Annotated in this window: 12 protein-coding genes; 1 reads left to right on the top strand and 11 read right to left on the bottom strand. The window is 51.0% G+C overall.

Translation table 11 applies throughout. The features are described from left to right. Positions 1–2 precede the first annotated feature (2 nt). The 3 genes from sufB to BMAGN_RS01950 all read right to left on the bottom strand — a co-directional run bounded on the left by sufB (position 3) and on the right by BMAGN_RS01950 (position 3,296). Positions 3–1,457 (bottom strand): Fe-S cluster assembly protein SufB, encoded by a 1,455-nt coding sequence (gene sufB, locus BMAGN_RS01960; protein ID WP_051126626.1) that lies wholly within the window; start codon positions 1,455–1,457, stop codon positions 3–5. A gap of 245 nt (positions 1,458–1,702) precedes the next feature. Beyond that, on the bottom strand, positions 1,703–2,236 hold the full coding sequence (locus BMAGN_RS01955; RefSeq protein WP_022859750.1) for a nitroreductase family protein: 534 nt from the start codon (positions 2,234–2,236) through the stop codon (positions 1,703–1,705). A gap of 142 nt (positions 2,237–2,378) precedes the next feature. Further along, on the bottom strand, positions 2,379–3,296 hold the full coding sequence (locus BMAGN_RS01950; RefSeq protein WP_022859749.1) for a site-specific integrase: 918 nt from the start codon (positions 3,294–3,296) through the stop codon (positions 2,379–2,381). A gap of 410 nt (positions 3,297–3,706) precedes the next feature. Between BMAGN_RS01950 and BMAGN_RS01945 the strand changes: the two genes are divergently transcribed. Further along, the gene (locus BMAGN_RS01945) at positions 3,707–4,660 is read left to right on the top strand and encodes a restriction endonuclease subunit S (RefSeq protein WP_081640860.1); all 954 of its coding nucleotides are present in this window, start codon (positions 3,707–3,709) and stop codon (positions 4,658–4,660) included. A gap of 148 nt (positions 4,661–4,808) precedes the next feature. Here the strand turns inward: BMAGN_RS01945 and BMAGN_RS08460 are convergent, their stop codons facing one another. The 8 genes from BMAGN_RS08460 to BMAGN_RS01910 all read right to left on the bottom strand — a co-directional run bounded on the left by BMAGN_RS08460 (position 4,809) and on the right by BMAGN_RS01910 (position 18,681). Next, a complete protein-coding gene (locus BMAGN_RS08460) occupies positions 4,809–6,065 on the bottom strand; it encodes a restriction endonuclease subunit S (RefSeq protein WP_238548736.1) in 1,257 nt (418 codons plus the stop codon). Continuing rightward, positions 6,040–7,026: a restriction endonuclease gene (locus BMAGN_RS01940; RefSeq protein ID WP_022859746.1), complete on the bottom strand. Its 987-nt coding sequence runs from the start codon at positions 7,024–7,026 to the stop codon at positions 6,040–6,042. Before BMAGN_RS01940 ends, BMAGN_RS08460 begins: the two co-directional genes overlap by 26 nt. Positions 7,027–7,037: 11 nt before the next feature. Beyond that, positions 7,038–8,648 (bottom strand): type I restriction-modification system subunit M, encoded by a 1,611-nt coding sequence (locus BMAGN_RS01935; protein WP_022859745.1) that lies wholly within the window; start codon positions 8,646–8,648, stop codon positions 7,038–7,040. 72 nt (positions 8,649–8,720) lie between these two features. Beyond that, on the bottom strand, positions 8,721–11,876 hold the full coding sequence (locus BMAGN_RS01930; protein ID WP_022859744.1) for a type I restriction endonuclease subunit R: 3,156 nt from the start codon (positions 11,874–11,876) through the stop codon (positions 8,721–8,723). Between the two features lie 162 nt (positions 11,877–12,038). Next, positions 12,039–13,652 carry a L,D-transpeptidase gene (locus BMAGN_RS01925; RefSeq protein WP_022859743.1) on the bottom strand — a complete coding sequence of 538 codons (1,614 nt, stop codon included), beginning with the start codon at positions 13,650–13,652 and terminating at the stop codon, positions 12,039–12,041. A gap of 133 nt (positions 13,653–13,785) precedes the next feature. Continuing rightward, entirely contained in the window at positions 13,786–15,450 is a 1,665-nt protein-coding gene (locus tag BMAGN_RS01920) for a CTP synthase (RefSeq protein ID WP_022859742.1), read from the bottom strand. Positions 15,451–15,524: 74 nt separating this feature from the next. Continuing rightward, complete coding sequence (gene pulA, locus BMAGN_RS01915) at positions 15,525–17,684, bottom strand: type I pullulanase (RefSeq protein ID WP_022859741.1); 2,160 nt, start codon at positions 17,682–17,684, stop codon at positions 15,525–15,527. A gap of 550 nt (positions 17,685–18,234) precedes the next feature. Further along, positions 18,235–18,681, bottom strand: coding sequence for a type II 3-dehydroquinate dehydratase (locus BMAGN_RS01910; protein ID WP_022859740.1), 447 nt, complete (start codon positions 18,679–18,681; stop codon positions 18,235–18,237). Positions 18,682–18,683 lie beyond the last annotated feature (2 nt).

Raw genomic sequence — 18,683 nt, 5'->3', positions numbered from 1 at the left:
GATCAGCCCACCGATCCTTCCATTTGCAGCTCTACCAAGCGGTTCAGTTCCAACGCGTATTCCATCGGAAGCTCGCGGCTGATCGGCTCCACGAATCCTCGCACGATCATGGCCATGGCTTCCTTCTCTTCCAGGCCCCTGCTCATCAGGTAGAACAGCTGGTCTTCGGAAACCTTGGAAACGGTGGCCTCGTGCGCCATGGACACGTCGTCTTCGCGCACGTCCACATGCGGGTACGTGTCGGAACGGGAGAAATCGTCCACGAGCAGCGCGTCGCACACCACCGAGGAGCTCGAGCCTTCCGCGCCGTCCACAACCTTGACGAGGCCGCGGTATGCGGAGCGTCCGCCGCCGCGCGAAATGGACTTGGCCACAATGGTGGAAGACGTGTGCGGGGCCAGATGGATCATCTTGGCGCCCGTGTCCTGGTATTGGCCTTTGCCTGCGAAGCCCAGTGACATGGTGGACGCTTTGGCGTACGGTTCGGCCAGAATGCAGGCCGGATACTTCATCGTGGCCTTCGAGCCGATGTTGCCGTCCACCCATTCCATCGTGCCGCCTTCGCGCACGTAGGCGCGCTGCGTCACGAGGTTGTACACGTTGTTCGACCAGTTCTGCACGGTGGTGTAACGCACGCGGGCGTTCTTTTCCACAATGATTTCCACGATGGCCGCGTGCAGCGAATCGGTCGAATAGATCGGGGCCGTGCAGCCCTCGACGTAATGCACGTACGAGCCTTCGTCCGCAATGATCAGCGTGCGTTCGAACTGGCCCATGTTCGGCGTATTGATACGGAAGTAGGCCTGCAACGGGATGTCCACGTGCACGCCCTTCGGCACGTACACGAACGAGCCGCCCGACCATGCGGCCGTGTTGAGCGCGCCGAACTTGTTGTCTTCCGGAGGCACGATCGTACCGAAATATTTCTTGACCAAATCCGGATATTCACGGACAGCCGTGTCCGTGTCCACGAAAATCACGCCCTGGTCGGCAAGGTCTTTCTGAATCGAATTGTAAATGACTTCCGACTCGTACTGCGCGGCCACACCGGACACCAGGCGGCTCTTTTCCGCTTCCGGAATGCCCAGACGGTCGTACGTGGTGCGGATGTCGTCTGGAAGATCGTCCCACGTAGCAGCCTGCTTACCAACCGGCTTCACGTAATATTTAAAATCTTCCGCATGGAAACCAGACAAATCCACGCCCCAATTCGGCATAGGCTTGTCAATAAACGCACGGTAGCCGCGCAAACGCATGCTGAGCATCCATTCCGGCTCACCTTTGTCTGCGGAAATCTCACGCACCGTTTGCTCATCAATACCACGCTTTGCGGCCTCACCGGCGGCATCTGAATCATGCCACCCGTAGTTGTAGTCTCCGAATTGCTCAATAATTTCGTCGTCTTGCCGAATTTTGTCCTCGTTTACGCGGGAACGGTCAGCCACATACTGGCTCATTTCCACGTCCGCCGAGGCATTTGACTCTGTAAGCTGCGCCACAGTAGGCTGCCTCCAATCCGTATGGCTTGCACTTCAACATACCAGAACAGCACCATAATACGAGACAAATTATTTCACTCGCCAGAGGTTTCTCTATAAAATGTGGCCGAATACACAAATTTTATAGAAATTCGAGAATTTTTCGGGTTTGTTGCAGGCAAGGTAAGCCATGCGGATCGGATGGCATTCTCAACCGAAGGCCGTCAGCAAAAATCGCACACGATCTTGTCGTTAACGGGCTGGCGCTTGGCGAGCGGCTGGGCGCTGTGGCCGACAATAGCAATCGACATGGGCGTGAAGCCTTCAGGCAATCCGATTTGTTCCATGAATTCCGGGCTTTGCGCGATCACGCTCGCCGCGCCCATCAAATAGCACGATCCGAGTCCCAGATCCGCGGCCTCGACCATCATGTTCTCCATGACGCAGGCGCCGGAAAGCTTGTGCATCAACGCATATGGACCCTCCACGTCTTTCGTACTCACCACAATGGCGAGCGGCGCATTAAAGAGCGGATGTTCGCGCGTAAAGTTAGGATTAATATTCAGCACCGTCTCCTCAAGTCCCAGTAAAATATTGGGGTCCTGAATTACGGTGAGGCGCAGGCAGTCAAACATGGCCATACCAACCGGCGCATTGTTGGCGGCGGCAATTATCTTCGCAAGATCCTGTTCACTGACCGGCTCATTGGTAAAGTTGCGGCACGACTGGCGCGTGAGAAGAGCGTCAAATGTTTCCATGATGTCCCCTTTTATTGAGTGGTTACGTTCTCAAATCCACTCTACTGAAAATTGAAAAGTTGACTTTCGGAGAACATGAGAAATGAACACGAGCCGCATAGTTAGCAGCTAGCATACCGGTTCGGCATACCAGCTGCTGCGGTTAGAGAGAACTCAAGAATTGCATTAATTTATCTGTATCTTTATTCTCAAGTTCCTGAATAATATGCAGATATGTGCTCTGTGTGGTGGTCATATTGGAGTGTCCCAGCCGTTTCGCAACGGAGGCAATAGAAACGCCTGCGTACAGTAACAGCGAAGCGTGCGTGTGCCGCAGTCCGTGCAGTGAAATAGTGGGAATGCAAGCGCGTTCGCAGAGTCGCTCCAGTCTGTCATTGACCGTTGCGTTATACACTTTCTTATTCTGTACAAAGAACGGTTGGTTCCGTGGGAGCCCTTTTAATAACTGACTGAACACCATAATAATTTGCCAATCCATACGAATTTTTCGTACCGACGATCTATTTTTTGTTGGCGCGAACCCTCCCCTCTCACTTTTGTAATTCCATGTTTTATTGACGGACAGCGTCTGATTTTCAAAATCAAAATCCGCTGGAGTGAGGGCGAGCGCCTCCGCAAATCGAAGGCCGGTTTTGGCAATTAATAAAATTAGGTAATCCCACGAAATTTTGTTATCTAATTCCAGTTCCGCAAGGAGGTCTTTCAATTCAGCCTGGCTCAGGAACTTTGGTTTATGAGACCGGCTCACCGTTCCTTTAATCACCACTTTTCTTGTGGGATCCGACTTGAGTAGTCCCTCATCTACCGCATCCGTAATGGCGGCTTTCACATGGTGATGAAAGTCGAGGACCGTTTGCCGTTCATGATTCCTCGCGTACTCATTTAATAAATGCTGGTACGTGGTGCGAGTGAGACCGCTCATGCGTAGGCCGGGAACTAACTCACGAATCTGACGGTGCGTAAGTTCATATTTATGGTACGTAACGTCTCGAACGGCACCTAATTTATAGGTCTCCATCCATTCTTTAAAGTACCCGGCGAGTGTTTGATTTTTGTGCATTGTTACTCCTTTATTGAGTACTTTTGCGGGATTGCAAAAGTGAGCACAGAGTAACCGAGCGGAGACAGTTCGAGTGGGAATGGTCAGCGTATAGGACGGCTCATAAAAAGATTGGAAATATTATAGAGATTCCGTCTCTTTTGTCTGTTTATATTTATGGAAATTGATGCCAGATTTAGGGTGACTCTTTATAAAAAATAAATGACGACTATCGGTGCGGTTGAGGGAATTTTGATTGGCGGCAGCGTAAGTACTCAGATTTCCTTACAGAAAGTTCTATTCCAGGCGGATATGGGAACACTGCTCATAAACTAACGGTAAAACTTTGGGGAAAGGGAGTAGTAGAGAAGTCTGAGATCCAAGCCGGTAGTTCTGCAACAAAATATTTTATACGGCATGTTGGGCAGCTCATGTATGGGAAGTTAGATTTTCTTCATGCTGCTTTTGGTATTGTCCCTCCAGAATTAGATGGTTTCGAATCTACGGCAGATTCTCCTGCCTTTAATATTGACAGTTCCATTAATGCATTTTTCTTGCTGCAGTCTTGTCTAAGAAAAGATACTTATCTTTACCAAGGAAGTCTGGCCGATGGATCACGAAAAGCAAAAAGGGTGCATGCCAATACTTTCTTGAATATGACTTTTAACGTTCCTAATAAGAATGAGCAGGACCAAATAACTGATCTTCTTGAAACATTAAGTAAATTGATCACCGCCTATGAGCAAAAGCTCACGCTGCTGAAGCAGAAAAAGCAATACTTCCTACAGGCAATTTTCAGTCAGAAACTGCGTTTTAAGGGATTCACTGGGCCGTGGGAGCAGCATAAGTTTGCTGACTTGTATCGTCGTAAGAATCAGAAGAATGATTTAACGTATAGAGGAGATAAAATTATCTCTGTCGCTAACATGTATTTTAAGGAACCAGATAATTCTGCATCTGATTCCTATTTACGAACCTATAACGTGTTTGAAATTGGAGATATTGCCTTTGAAGGGAATGCCAATAAATATTATTCACATGGTAGATTTGTTGAGAATACCATTGGCAATGGCATTGTCTCTCATGTTTTTGATGTATTCAAACCAATATCTAAAGAACATGATCTTTTATATTGGAAATATTTTATTAATTGCGAGTCTGCTATGCGTAAGGTTCTTATTCGTAGTACGAAATCGTCAACCATGATGACAAATCTCGTTGCCTCTGATTTTTTGAAAGAACATGTTGCTGTACCCTCATTAGAGGAGCAATCGAAGATTGGACGTTTTCTAAAAAATACCGATGATCTAATTGATGCGTACGAGCAAAAGCTCACCTTGTTAAAACAGAAGAAACAGTATTTCCTCCAAAATCTATTCATATAGAAAATGCATTAGATCTGCATAAGACGGAGATATGTATTAAGGTCCGATGCCACGAATACAACATCGGACCCTAATATGAAACATCACTATTTGCTATCTCGAGATATGCGGATACATGCCTATTGATTGTTCTTTGTAAGAATAGACATCATCTCCAGATATGGTTATTTAAATAAACATATTCTGAAGATAGTATTTTTTTCTTTTTCTGTAATAATTCAATTTTGTTCTGAACAGCGCAAAGTAGATTGTTTAAAGTTTCAAAGAATACTCCAATTTGCTTTTGTTCATCAAATGATGGGACCTGGAGACGAAGTGTTCCTACGTCTGAAAAACTAATAGCTTTCCCATCACGAATACCAAATGTCACTGTTTTTAGAAGTTCAATGAAATGCGGTGATTTAAATACAACTTTCCAAAAAAGAGGATCGTGCTCATTAGGCTTAATGAAGCGGAATACGGTGTAAGCAGGACTACAGATTCCCGTTATAGTTGAATATTCGAATCCTCCTTGGAAGGAACGTAAACTAATCACGAAATCTCCTGCGGATACTCTCTTATATCCAGCTAAGGAATGCTTATTAAATTTAATATCGGTATCTAGCTGATCTCTATAGACCATTCCTAAATCCTGACTTGCAGAGAGTACAGGAAGATCTGGGAATCCTTTAACAGACACTGCTTGAAAAATTTCATTAAACTTACGCTCTTGCCAACGATCCGGATCCGACTCGAAAGACAAATAATTAGAAAGAACCTTCTGAAGGTAGTAGTTTTTCTTGGACTGTAAAAGTTCATACTCTTGCTCATAGGCAGCGATTAGATCATCGAGTCTTTCTAAGAAAAGACCAATAGATTCCTGCTCACTTTTTATTGGAAGATTGATCGTAAGCTCACGTAATTTATTAACTGCTAATCCAGGTTGTGCAGACTGATCAGATAATCTTCCCAGCTTTAGGCGCAATAGCAAATACCCTAAAAATAGAGTCTCTTTGTCACTGAATGATTTAACAGCTATGGCGTGTTCAGTAAAGTATGCCTTACCGGTAGAAAAAGTAATATTCCCACATTGAGCACCTTGTCGTCCGATTAAAGCATAGAATCCCTCATGATTGAAATCATCTGTATATCCTCGTAAACCGTTCCCTCCAAAGACCGGATATAAGCTCTCTCTTATAATTTTAGAAGCTGAGATAAAAGAACCAGACTTAAAATATTCGCAGACATCACCCAACTTACGTTGCCGCCACGGTTCAGTGAACCCCCTAAACCGCAACCTTGGAACTAATTCCTTATGTTCTGTTTGCTCTACCATGTTTTGCTCCACACTTACGCAGGGATTTACAGTATTCTTACGCTCCCCTGCAAAAATCTTTTCTTTACTTGAAAAAGTCGCCCAACTCATACGTAATTACTGGCGTTACAAAAAGCTCATATTTGGCTACAAGATTCGCTATTTCGTCACCATTAATCAACGTAATAATTCGTGTTCCTTGGCGCGCAGCTACTTGCGCATTTGACGTGAAGTCTGCAGTAGTAATGAAAATCCCATACTCTGCATTGAACTTATCCATAGCGCCACGGAACTTATCAATCTCCGGTGAAGACACATTCCCAGACCAGCGCTTTGCCTGAATCGCCACACGCGTAGTACGGAAATCATCGTTACTGCGAATGTATCCAAGCCCATCTAGACCACCGTCATTAGATGCAGGAATACCAATCTTGGAATCTATAGTCACGCCCATTTTATGAACTAGCGCCCTGCAAAATTCCTCAAACTTTTGCGGAGTCAGCTTCATAAGAGCATCGTGCAACTGCGAGCGCCACACCGTTTCCGGATCCTCATTCGTAGCAGCCGGCTCCTCATCATCGTCTTCTGTGTGTATGTGAGGTTCGCTCGTCTGCGGCTGCATAATAACGTTCTCATAATTGTGATCTGGTTCGCTTACGCTGAGGTGAGGTTTACGTTGTGCACGTTTTCTCGTTATGGGGTCAGAGATGCTGTACACGTCTGTATCTGCATTCAGCGTGTCCAAGTCACAGTTCATTCCCTTGGTGGTGAGCTGGAGAATGTGTCCTGGGCGCTCATCCATATATCCGGCATTGATAAGTGCTTTAGCCGCATGATTAAACGGAAAATCAAACGGATGGTAGGTGGCTCCAGTTCCCTGTGAGACTTTCACTTCACTTATTTTTTCTGCTGGAACAAGTGAAGATGAGAGTTTCATTTCTTCTTTAATCTCTCGGCGAGTGCCGCTCCCGCCGAGAATGCGCAGAATTCGAATAATTTCGGTGAGGAGTTCTCGCTCTAACCGGTTACGGTGTGTAGCTGTCTTGCCTTGTCCTACGTGTGCCATGATCATTCACTCTTCCCTTAATCAGCAGGATCCGTAGGCACCAAATCCGCCACCATGGCATCAAACTCTGCCTGCAGCTGGGCAATCTCTTTATCTACTTCTGCGAGCTGCCTATTCACTTCGTCAATGTCAATTGGTTCTTCTTCCTCGAATGTGTCTACATAGCGAGGAATGTTGAGGTTGTAGTCATTCTCTTTAATTTCATCGAGCGTGGCCACGTGAGCATACTTGTCTACATCTTTGCGCGCTACATATGTGTCAATAATCTTTTGAATGTCTTCAGGGCGCAGCTTGTTCTGGTTCTTGTCTTTCTCAAAATCATTCGAGGCGTCAATAAACAGAACGTTTGTATTGTCCTTGTTCTTACTGAACACGAGCACCACGGTAGGAATAGATGTGGAGTAGAACAGGTTGGCCGGCAAACCAATCACCGCATCCAAATAGTTCTTCTCAATAATGGCCTTACGAATGGTGCCTTCTGCAGCACCACGGAACAGCACACCGTGTGGCAACACAATGGCCATGCGGCCCGTGTCATTCAAGTGATACAGCGAATGCTCCACAAAAGCAAAATCTGCCTTAGACTTTGGCGCGAGCTTGCCGTAATCCTTGAAACGTGGATCCTTCATTTTCGAAGCGGCATTATCCCAATGCTGCGAATATGGCGGGTTTGCCACCACAGCGTCAAAGAACAGCGGGTGATCCACACCATTGGCATCTACCCCATCTGGCCAATCATTCTCCAACGTATCTGCATTGCGCAGATTCATGTGAGAGTAATCCACGTTGTGCATCATGAGGTTCATGCGCGCCAAGTTATACGTAGTACGGTTCAGCTCCTGGCCATAGAAATGCACGCGCTTCTTATATTCAGGAAGCTCAGATGCCACGGTAAGCAGCAGCGAACCTGAGCCCATAGTCGGGTCATACACCTTGAATCCGTTGCGGAAATCTTCCTTATCACGGCCCAACGTAACGAGCTTTGCCAGCACCTGAGAGACCTCATGCGGCGTATAAAACTCCCCTGCCTTCTTACCGGAGTTGCTCGCGAACTGAGCAATCAGATACTCATACACGTCACCCAGCACATCATGACCATTCGCGTCAATAAACTCAACGCTATTAATCTTGTCCATTAACGTGGCCAGGCTCTTCGCACGCTCATTCGTAGAGCCACCCAAGCTCGAGTCTGCCAAATTAATGTCGCTAAATACTTCCGAAAAATCCTCACGAGCATTCGTGTTCAGGCGCGTATTTGCGTTGAAACGCTCCAACATTTCCTGGAAATCATCTGGGCGAATCTGTTGCGCACGAATGCGATTCATCATAGATTCCCACGTATACTGTGGGTCAATAGCGTAGCCCAATGCATCACTCAGGCCTTCACGCCAATCATTAATCACATTTGGATCCGAAGCCTCACGCACATAGGCATCGTTCAATGACTCATCGCCTTGCCGATCCAACAGATCCATTCGTTCCATATACCGTTCCTGATTTTCGGAAAGGTAGCGGTAAAAAATAAATCCAAGAATATAATTCTGGAATTCGGAAGCATTCATTTTTCCACGAAGATCATTCGCCATGCTCCACAATTGAGACGTAAGTTGCTGTGCTGAATCTACCATCTGTTGTCCTTGATATTTTTAAAAATTTATATTTTTATTAATAAAAAATCAATATAAAAAAGTCACTAAAAATTACTGAAAATGAGTCACCACATAGTCCGCGAACTCACTCATGGCTCGTTTCAGTTCAACTTTGTATTTGATCTTCGAGAGCTTGCGAATCCGCTCTTCCTGTGCATCTTCCGTATAAAATTGGAACGCCTCTTTACTGAGTTCAGACAGCTCACCACCCAAGTTGAGATCATCTTGGTGAGCCACATGCCTGCGTAATATGGCTTCCAGCAACTTATTTGCCGTCACCACATCCACAAGACCCCACTTCTCCTTAAACTCAACAATGGCGCGGCGCCGACTCTTTCCCGTCTGCTCACGCACAATCTTTGGAATATCCGTACCCTGAATTGGATACGTAAGATCTTGCGACTCGAATGTTCCATTAAAGACCGTATCCGCAACCGCTTGGTACTGTTCCGCTTGCTGGCGGTCCGTCATCTGATCAATGGCCCGGCTGGCACGCTGGTATGCAGACTCAATATTGGCGTCGTCTCCCTCGTGCTTCCGGTTCATCAATTCCGCAAGCAAATCGTTAATGTAGTCATAATTTACGTTGATTTCAGCAATATGTTCCACGGAAAAATCAAGATCCAGCGACATATTATTGACAGCGCCTTCTCCATCGGTCCGCTCCGTTATGGCACGTTTCGTATCTATAGCGCGCGCAATGAGTTTATTCTCATTCTCTTGCGTAAGACCAATTTCTTTCAGCAACGCTTCCGGCTTATCATAATCGAACTCGTCATCTTGCCGAATCTGAGAAATAATGCCGTTATATTGTGCATAGGTACGCATGAACGTTTCCTGAGCAGACTCACTCTTCGGCATTTCCTCAAAATCATTGGTCATGGCGCGAATGTCTTTGAGCTTGGTCCTAGCTTCCTCAACAAGATCCGTGTACGTTTTACCGTCGACTACAGGAGCGTCTTCTGGGTAATCTGGGAGAAGCGTCCCCTGCCCAGCAGAGTCTCTATTGGCATACATGCTTAATGCAGCATTCATAAGCTGCTTAGACGTTTCCGGCCAACGGTAATTCACAATACGGCCGTACGGCTTATCAATGAAATTATCAATGCGGTTCGTACGCGAATATGCCTGAATGAGGCTTGCGCCAGACATAGTGCGGTCTACATACAACGTGTTGACCATTTTAGCATCGAACCCCGTAAGGAGCTGGTCAATCACAATAACGAGATCCAAACTCGTTTCAGAATCGTCGAGTTCGCCACGTAAACGAGACGCCACGTTGTCGAAGTACTCGTCTGTTGTAGTCAGGTCAAATGATGTTCCAAACGTTGCGTTATATGCTTCAATAGCGCGCAGCAGACCAGTATTCTTTTCCACCATGTCATCACTGTTATCCGTGGAATAAGAGAATGTAACAGCTACATGAATCGGTAGCTTTCCCTCTGCCTGGCGCTCTTTATTGCGCCGCGCAAACTCATCAAAATACATGAGCGCCATATGAGACGAAGCTTTGCCGCCACCAACATGCGTGGTGAGCATGGCCTTATATTTGCCCTGCTTTGAACGGTTGCGCCAATACTTGAAAATGTCGTCTACTACGGCTTGTACATGTTTCTTATTGTCGTCATATATGCCAGAATCTATGTACGCATCCACTTCATCTGGAGCCATGCGCGCAATCTTGTTCGTAATATCTTGCTCGTTCCATGTCGAATGCTTCTTCTTCAAGAGCACTGGCAGCAGCTCTGTTTTAATTTCGCTTTCAGGCAGCGTGTTCTGGAAGTCCACCTTAAAGCCCAGCACATTACGGTCTGCAATGGCTTCACGAATGGTGTAGGCGTGCAACAGGTCTCCAAAGACTTCCTGCGTTTTATTGCCATCAAAGGCTGGCGTACCCGTATATCCAACCCATGCTCCACGCGGGAACGCATTGCGAATACGCCTCATGGCATCGCCATTCATGGAACGGTGTGCTTCATCTGCAATGAACACAATATTGGCGTCTAGAGCCTTGAAGTGCGCGCGCTTCGCGAGCTTGTCTAGCTTCTGAATAGACGTCACAATAATGGAATTGCTGCGTTCTTTACTCTGAAGCCGCCTTGCAAGCTCATTGGTATTGCGTGTATCCGCAATAATGCTTGCATTGGCGCCAAGACTTCCCTCCGGATCATAGGCTTGGTAGCTTTCAAACGTCTGATTCGTAAGTGCCACGCGGTCTACCACGAACACTACTTTGTCCACATTTGGCAGTCGTGAAGCCAACCATGCAGTCTTAAAGCTACTAATGGTTTTGCCCGAACCCGTGGTATGCCAAATGTAGCCAACCCTTGGATCGCCACCGTTACCAAAGGTATGTGTGCGAAGCCTGTCAATTACGCGACGTGTGGCATACACTTGATACGGGCGCATCACCATGAGCTTTGGATGGTGCGGATTACTGTCCAAAATCATATAGTTCGTGGCCATTTGGTGAGCCATAGGAATAGACAGCATAAGATTACAGAACTCTTTCCAATCCTGAACCGGCTTACTGTCATGCTCGCGCTGCCAACGGAACGCAAACGCTGTATTGAAGTCGTCTGCCGTAGTGTTGGCCATATACCGAGCCATATGAGGCGTCATGCCAACAAGAATCTGCACGGTTGAATAAATGTCACTGAACGCACCGCTGGTAATGTACCCATGCATCTGATTCAATGCCTCAAATGCATCGTGACCGTCATATTTCTCTTCAATATGAATAATCGGAAGACCATTAATTAATAATGTTGTGTCAAATCGCGCGTTACGGAATCCTTTACGAACGTCTTCCCTCTTAATTTGATTCACAATTTGGTACACGGTATTGCCGGCACCAATCTGATCCTGATCAAAAACCGTTAAATATACATGAGTAGAAGACGACCCAGGATTGGGCTTATCACGATCAATCTCAACTTGAGTTACGCCATTCAATCCATACAGCCACTTACCTGCTTCATATGGCGTATGCAAATTGCTAATCACATGTTTCACTTGAGCAAATTCGCTATTCGTAAGCGGAATACCTGCAAGTTTATCCATATTATGACGGTTGAGAATCTCTCTAAAGTTCTGCCACAATGCGTCGAACGTTTTAATGTCAGGCCTATATTCCCACTGCCTTGTTCCACCAATCGACTCTAAATAATGAATCAGCTCGTCTTCGAACTCAAGTTCATTACGCATATATGGCCCCTCCATACGATCCAACTCACGCTGAAATAGAGCATAAGCCCACTCTCACAGTAGTTCATTGGTACGCAGGTGGACAATAATTATGCCCATAGTGGGCATCATAAAAAAGCCGCCCGAATAACTCGAGCGGCCTTCCCCTTCGCATTGCAAGAATCACACTTGTACGTGCACCGTAGTGCCCATAAGAGCCCAGTTGTAGAACCATTGGGCCACGTCCCAGCCGATGCCCACGCAACCGTGCGAGGTGTTCTCGCCGAGCGCGCGGATGTCGTCGTTGTTGAACGGCGTCTTGCTGGCGATGCGGTGGATCGCGCAACCGGACTTCGAGAAGTAGTTGACGAAGCCGACGTCCTTGACATCCCACGACTCGTTGCTGCCGTCGGAAAGCGTCAGGTTGCCGGACATGTTCTGCGAATCGTACTTGAGCCAGATCTTGTAGTCGCCCGGCTCCGTGCACAGGTCGCCGCTCGGCTGGCATACGCCCGTCTGGTAGTCGTTGCCTTGTCCCGCGGACATCCAGAACTGGTTGACGAGCTTGCCGTTTTCGTACGCGTACACCTTGTGGTCGGAAAGGTCGACGACCACGTGGCGCTTGGTCTTCGTCACGTTCATCGGATCAACGGTGCCGTCCACGTTGATCGTGTCCGAACCGCTCTGGATGGCCTTCAATGCGTCGGCGCCCACATGGGTGTCCGCGCCGTCGGCGATCTTCACACCGTCATGGCCCTTGTCGGTAATTTCCAGCACGTCGCCATCATTGTTGACGATTTCGCTCTGGTCCTTCTTGGTATCGGAAAGCGTGTCCTTGATGGACTTCTCGTACGCCTGCTGGAACTTGTCCGCACTGAACACCACGTTGCCGACCTTGACCTGGTCGTCCTTAGCCGTGGCCGCCGGATCGACCTTGGCGGCGTCCATAAGATTTTGCGCATTGAACGAGCCGATGCTGTGGCCACCGACCTTGACGGTCAGCGGCTTGTCGACAAGCTTTTGTAGCGTGGACTGCGCGGTGGTGATCACGGCGTCGCTAATGGCCGGCTCGATCTGGGACAGTTTCACGTTTACGGTCTGCGGCTTGCGCGTACCCAAGGATTCCACCACAGACACGGCCTCATGGGCCACGTCCACGGGATTGGCGCCAGTGCCCTGCACGGCGTTCGTCACGGTAAAGCCCTTGCCGTCCTCGCTTGCCTGCAGGCTCGCGTTCACGGGCTGCACGGTCTGGATGTTGAGCTTCTCATTGAGCACGGTGGGATCCACGCCCGAAATATCGATGGTCGGATCCACGTTTTCCGGTTCCCATGGCGAATAGCGTTCCCACACGGTATTGGAACGCTTCGCGTTCACGGCGTCCTGCGCAATCTGCTTGGCGTTGACGGTCAAGCCCAGGTCCTTGAGCGACACTTCGGCATGTTCGCCGTCATAGGACACGGGAATGGTGGCTTGGGCCACGCCTTCCTCGATTTCGTCCTGGATTTGCGCCTGCGATTTGCCCGTGACCGAATGTCCCCAAAGCGTAACGCCGGGAAGCGCATGCGACTGGAAATACCAGAAGAATCCCGCGCCAATGGCGGCGACGCACGCGACGATGACGGTGACCACCAGCGGCCAGATATGACGCTTCTTCTGCTTCATCGCAATGTGCAACGACTCGGTCCCGCTGTCGACATGGTCAGGCCCCGCTTCCGCGAAATCGTCCATGGAAGCCCACTGCTGGGTCGGTTGTTCGTCGGTAAACGGTGGTTTCTGGTCGTCACGCCGTGTCATTCGCACCTCTTTTTTCTTGCATTGAAAGACAAAGCATCATGGTTCAAACAGTCTCCATTATGCAACAAGGCCATACATATCGGAATATGTATGGCCTTGTATTTACAGGAGTTTCAAATTCTCACTGTTCGTCTCACGCACGGGCTTCCTGATGGTCGAGGGCTGCCTTGACCAGGCCGCTGAACAGCGGATGCGGCTTCGTCGGGCGGCTCTTGAACTCCGGGTGTGCCTGCGTGGCCACGAAGAACGGGTGCACTTCGCGCGGCAGCTCAACGAACTCGGTAAGCTCGCCGTCCGGGCTTTCGCCGGAAATCACGAGGCCGCCTTCGCGCAGACGATCCTTGTATGCCACGTTCACTTCGTAGCGATGGCGGTGGCGTTCCGTGACATGCGTGGTGCCGTACAGCTCGGCCACGATCGAATCCTCGAGCAGTTCTGCCGGGTAGGAGCCCAGGCGCATGGTGTGGCCCATGTCGCCGTTGCCTGCCACGATGTCCTTCTGCTCTTCCATGGTGGCGATAACCGGTTCGGCGCAGTTCGGCTCGAATTCGGTGGAGCCGGCCTGTTCAAGGCCCAGCACGTCGCGGGCGTACTCGATGACCATGGACTGCAGGCCGAGGCACAGGCCCAGCGCCGGCAGACCGTGTTCACGGGCGAAGCGCAGGGCGCCGATCTTGCCTTCGATGCCGCGGATGCCGAAGCCGCCGGGGATCACGATACCGTCGACCTGGTTGAGCGCGGCGGCCGCACCGGCCTCCGTCTCGCAGGTGTCAGCGGCGATCCACTTGACGTTGACCTTGGCCCAGTTGCCGAAACCGCCGGCCTTGATGGCCTCGGTGACGGACAGGTAGGCGTCCGGCAGGTCGATGTACTTGCCGACGATGGCGATGTTGACTTCGTGCTTCGGATGGTGCACACGCTCGAGCAGGTCTTCCCATTCGTCCCAGTCCACGTCGTGGAACGGCAGGCCGAGTTCGCGCACCACGTAGGTGTCGAGGCCCTCGTTGAACAGGATCTTCGGAACGTCGTAGATGCTCGGGGCGTCCACGCAGTTGACCACGCCTTCGGCGTCCACGTCGCACATCAGGGAGATCTTGTCCTTGATGCTCTGCTTGAGCGGACGATCGGAGCGCAGCACAAGCGCGTCCGGCGTAATGCCGAGCTGGCGCAGCATCATGACGGAGTGCTGGGTCGGCTTCGTCTTCAATTCGTGGGCGGCGGCGATGTACGGCACGAGGGAAACATGCACGAACATGCAGTTCTCCGGGCCGAGTTCACGACGCACTTCACGCGCGGCCTCAAGGAACGGCTGGGATTCGATATCGCCGACCGTACCGCCGATTTCGGTGATGATGACATCCACATCATCCGACGCCTGGGCGCGCATGCGGGACTTGATTTCATTGGTGATGTGAGGAATGACTTGGACGCACTGGCCCAGATATTCGCCGGCGCGCTCCTTACGCAATACTTCCTGATAGATCTGGCCAGTGGTGACATTGGCCTTCTGGCTAAGGAAGACATCGAGGAAACGCTCGTAGTGACCGATGTCGAGATCGGTTTCGGCACCGTCTTCAGTCACGTAGACTTCGCCGTGCTGGAACGGATTCATGGTGCCGGGATCCACGTTGATGTAAGGATCCAGTTTTTGCTGCAGCACGCGGATGCCGCGGCTACGCAGCAGACGGCCGAGAGAGGATGCCGTCAGGCCCTTTCCGAGGGATGAAACAACGCCACCGGTAACGAAAATATGCTTGGTGATGTGCTCTTGGGAATTGCCATGTTGTCTTCTAACCATGGGACTTCAGCATATCATTGCACCATGACCGCGCGTGTGTTGCCAAAACTTACCAAGAGCGTAGCAAACTACGCTTATTGGCGAATTTCCAAGGTTTGACACGCGTATCCAAGCTCCGGCACCTCGAGTGTTGCCTCCCGGTCAAGCGTTATCCGGGCGTTTCGCGCCGCCGTGTTAAGTGCCATGACCACAATCCGCCGCGTGTCTTCCACGGTGTATGCGACCACATCGTCTTCGCTGGCCAATACGTGCGCCATCTCCTCGATGCGCGCATAGTCGGTCTCGCGAAGTTCAGGGATCGACTTGCGCAAGGCGATAAGTTCGCGCATGTGATGCACGGCCTCCGCATACGGCTGCTCGCTCATGCGGTTCCAGTCCAAGGCGTTCACACGGTCGCCCGAACGGAAACTGTTGTCGTCACCGCCTTTGGTGCGCGCGAATTCCTGCCCCACTTGCATTTCAGGAATACCGAACGCGAGCATGACGGCCGCGTTGGCCAACATGAGGCGACGCAGGCGCGTTTCCTCGTCGTCTTCGGGGACGCTGGCCGCAAGCTTGTCGTACAGCGTCATATTGTCGTGGATCTCGGCGTACTGGATGACCTGTCCGGCGTTGGCGTAGTCGTGCACGTTGCGTGCGCCCAACATGTTTTCAAGCACAAGCGGTTCCATGCCCGGCTGTCCATTGACATATCCGCACTCGCCGGGAATGAAGACGGATCCTTTGAGCGCGTCGCGCATGGAGTCGTTGAAGAAGCTCACGGTGGAGCGTGGAGTGTTGAGCCGTGCGGCGTTGTCTTGTGTGGCCATGTCTTCGGGCGGCAGCGTCGTGCACATGTCCCAGCCTTCGCCCAGCACAATGATGCTCGGATCGATTTCGTCGAGCATGTCGCGGATTTGGCGCATGGTCTCCAAGTCGATCAGTCCCATAAGGTCGAACCGGAATCCGTCCATACGGTACCGGGTCGCCCAGAACCGGACGGAATGGACGATATATTTGCGCACCATCAGCCGTTCGCTCGCCACATCATTGCCGCACCGCGAATCGTTGGTGAGAGTCCCCTTATCCGTATAACGGAAGTAGTATCCGGGAACGGTCAGCTGGAACGGGTGTCGCGCGGCGTCATGCACATGGTTGTAGACGACGTCCATGATCACGCGCACTCCGGCGTCGTGCAGCGCGCGGACCATACGTTTGGTTTCCGTAATACGGCACGCCGGATCATAGGCGTCGGTACTGAACGATCCTTCGGGAACATTGTAATTGAACGGGTCATAACCCCAGTTGTAGTTCTCGTCATCCAGTGGCTTGCGTTCGTCGACACTCGAAAAATCGAAAATCGGCTGGAGCTGCAGATGCGTGATCCCCATCTCGACCACATGGTCGAGGCAGGTTGGATCCCCATACGCATTGACGCTGCCGCGTTGGACAAGTCCAAGATAGGTGCCGCGATATTGTTCGGCGATGCCCGAAGAGGCGTCCTTGGAAAAGTCGCGCACATGCGTTTCGGCGATCACGGGCTGCTCGTCCGCCGGGAAGGCGGGCATGCGGTTGAAGTCGCCAATGGAAATTTCTTCAGGATCGAGGACCACGGAACGCTCACCGTTGATCACGGCGGCCGTGGCGTACGGGTCGGCGCTGTCATGTTGCGTGCCGTCCGCGAATTCCAGACGGTACACATAGGCCGTGCGGTTCCAGTCCCCTTCCACGGTGACGCGCCACACGCCCCGGTGGTAGTACATGGGGAACGATTCCAGTTCGCTGTTGTCGGCGTGGCACGAAGAAGTGAAGAACACGACGCGCACATTGACGGCGGTCGGCGCCCACAACACGAAAGTAGTGCCGTCCTTGGCGTACCGGCAACCCAAGTCGTCGCCGTCGTAATACATGGCGCGGTCGAATTCTTCCGTGCGCACCACGGAGTCCGCGATGGCGGTAATGTTGGCGCTTTGGTGGCGGCCGCCGATCTCGTCGATGGCGATCAGGTACTCGCCGCGCACGTCCAACTGTTCGCGCACGGTGATGGTCAGCACACCGTCATGGATTGCGGTGCGATCCACATGCATGGTCGTGGCCTGGCAGTCGTACACATGCACATGTTCCGGCTCCCACCATGCCCCCATGTCGGACAGGTCCACGTCCGGGTTCAGGCGCACGTCGAATGTGGTGAAAGTCGCAATTCCCGCGTGAAGCAGTGGATGCAATGCCGCAGTGGTCCCATTCGCCCAATCCATGATGGTCGCCCCTTATAACCTGTGCGGAAAATGTGAGAGCTCTCCGCTGTTACTTAATGGCATACCACAGTTTGTTTGGGGAATTATGATTCAGGCGGCAGTGAAAAAACGCATGAAATCCATGCAAATAAACCGTGAGCGCCGTTCAAATAAATCGAACGCCGCCCATGTTGGTGAATTCGGGGCACACGCGTGCCCTTATTCGTCCAGATATAAAAAATAGACGTCAGGGGGCATGCAGTTACCCTGGATCCCCCTATGTGAAAAGCTAGCGCCCCAGCAACTTTTCAAGCGGTCCGCAAACGCCCCAACCAACATCCACGGCCCGTAATCCCCTCGATCCTTGCGGATCTACCTCGTCATCACACGTACGTAATCGATGACTGACCATCGACTGTTTTCGCAGTCAGCACACAGTGTAGTCGTGTTTTGATTTTTTGCAAAAACGGGCCGCCCGCGCGATTCTTGACAGGGCGTGGATCACGGGGACGGCGGTTCATACGAGTCGGTCACATGACGTTATGGCGCCGCCGTATTGGGCTGGTTCAGACTAGCCGCGCACGAGGTGGGCCACGGCTTCCAGCGCGAGCTTGTAGCCGAACAGACCCATTCCCGTAATGGTTCCGGTAGCCACGGGGCTGATGACGGAACGTTTGCGGAATTCGTCACGCGCAGACGGGTTGGAAATATGCACTTCCATAAGCGGCAGACCGGCATCCCCCACCATGTGGGCCGCGTCGGCGAGCGCATACGAGTAGTGCGTGAACGCGGCCGGGTTCATGACCACGGGGTTGGCATTGTCGGCTGCCTCATGCATCCAGCCCACCATAACCGCCTCGTCATCGGTTTGGCGCACGTCGACGTCCAGTCCCAGTTGCGCGCCCCATTCGTTGCACAGGCGTACGAGTTCTTCAAAGTCCTGTTTGCCGTACACGTCGGGCTGGCGTACGCCGAGGCGTCCCAGATTGGGTCCGTTTACTACGAGTACCGTGGTCATGG

It is taken from the genome of Bifidobacterium magnum (assembly GCF_000741255.1).
In the GTDB taxonomy this organism is placed as follows: domain Bacteria; phylum Actinomycetota; class Actinomycetes; order Actinomycetales; family Bifidobacteriaceae; genus Bifidobacterium; species Bifidobacterium magnum.
Note: the sequence above shows the minus strand (reverse complement) of the source record. Positions and strands in the feature narration are given on the sequence as shown.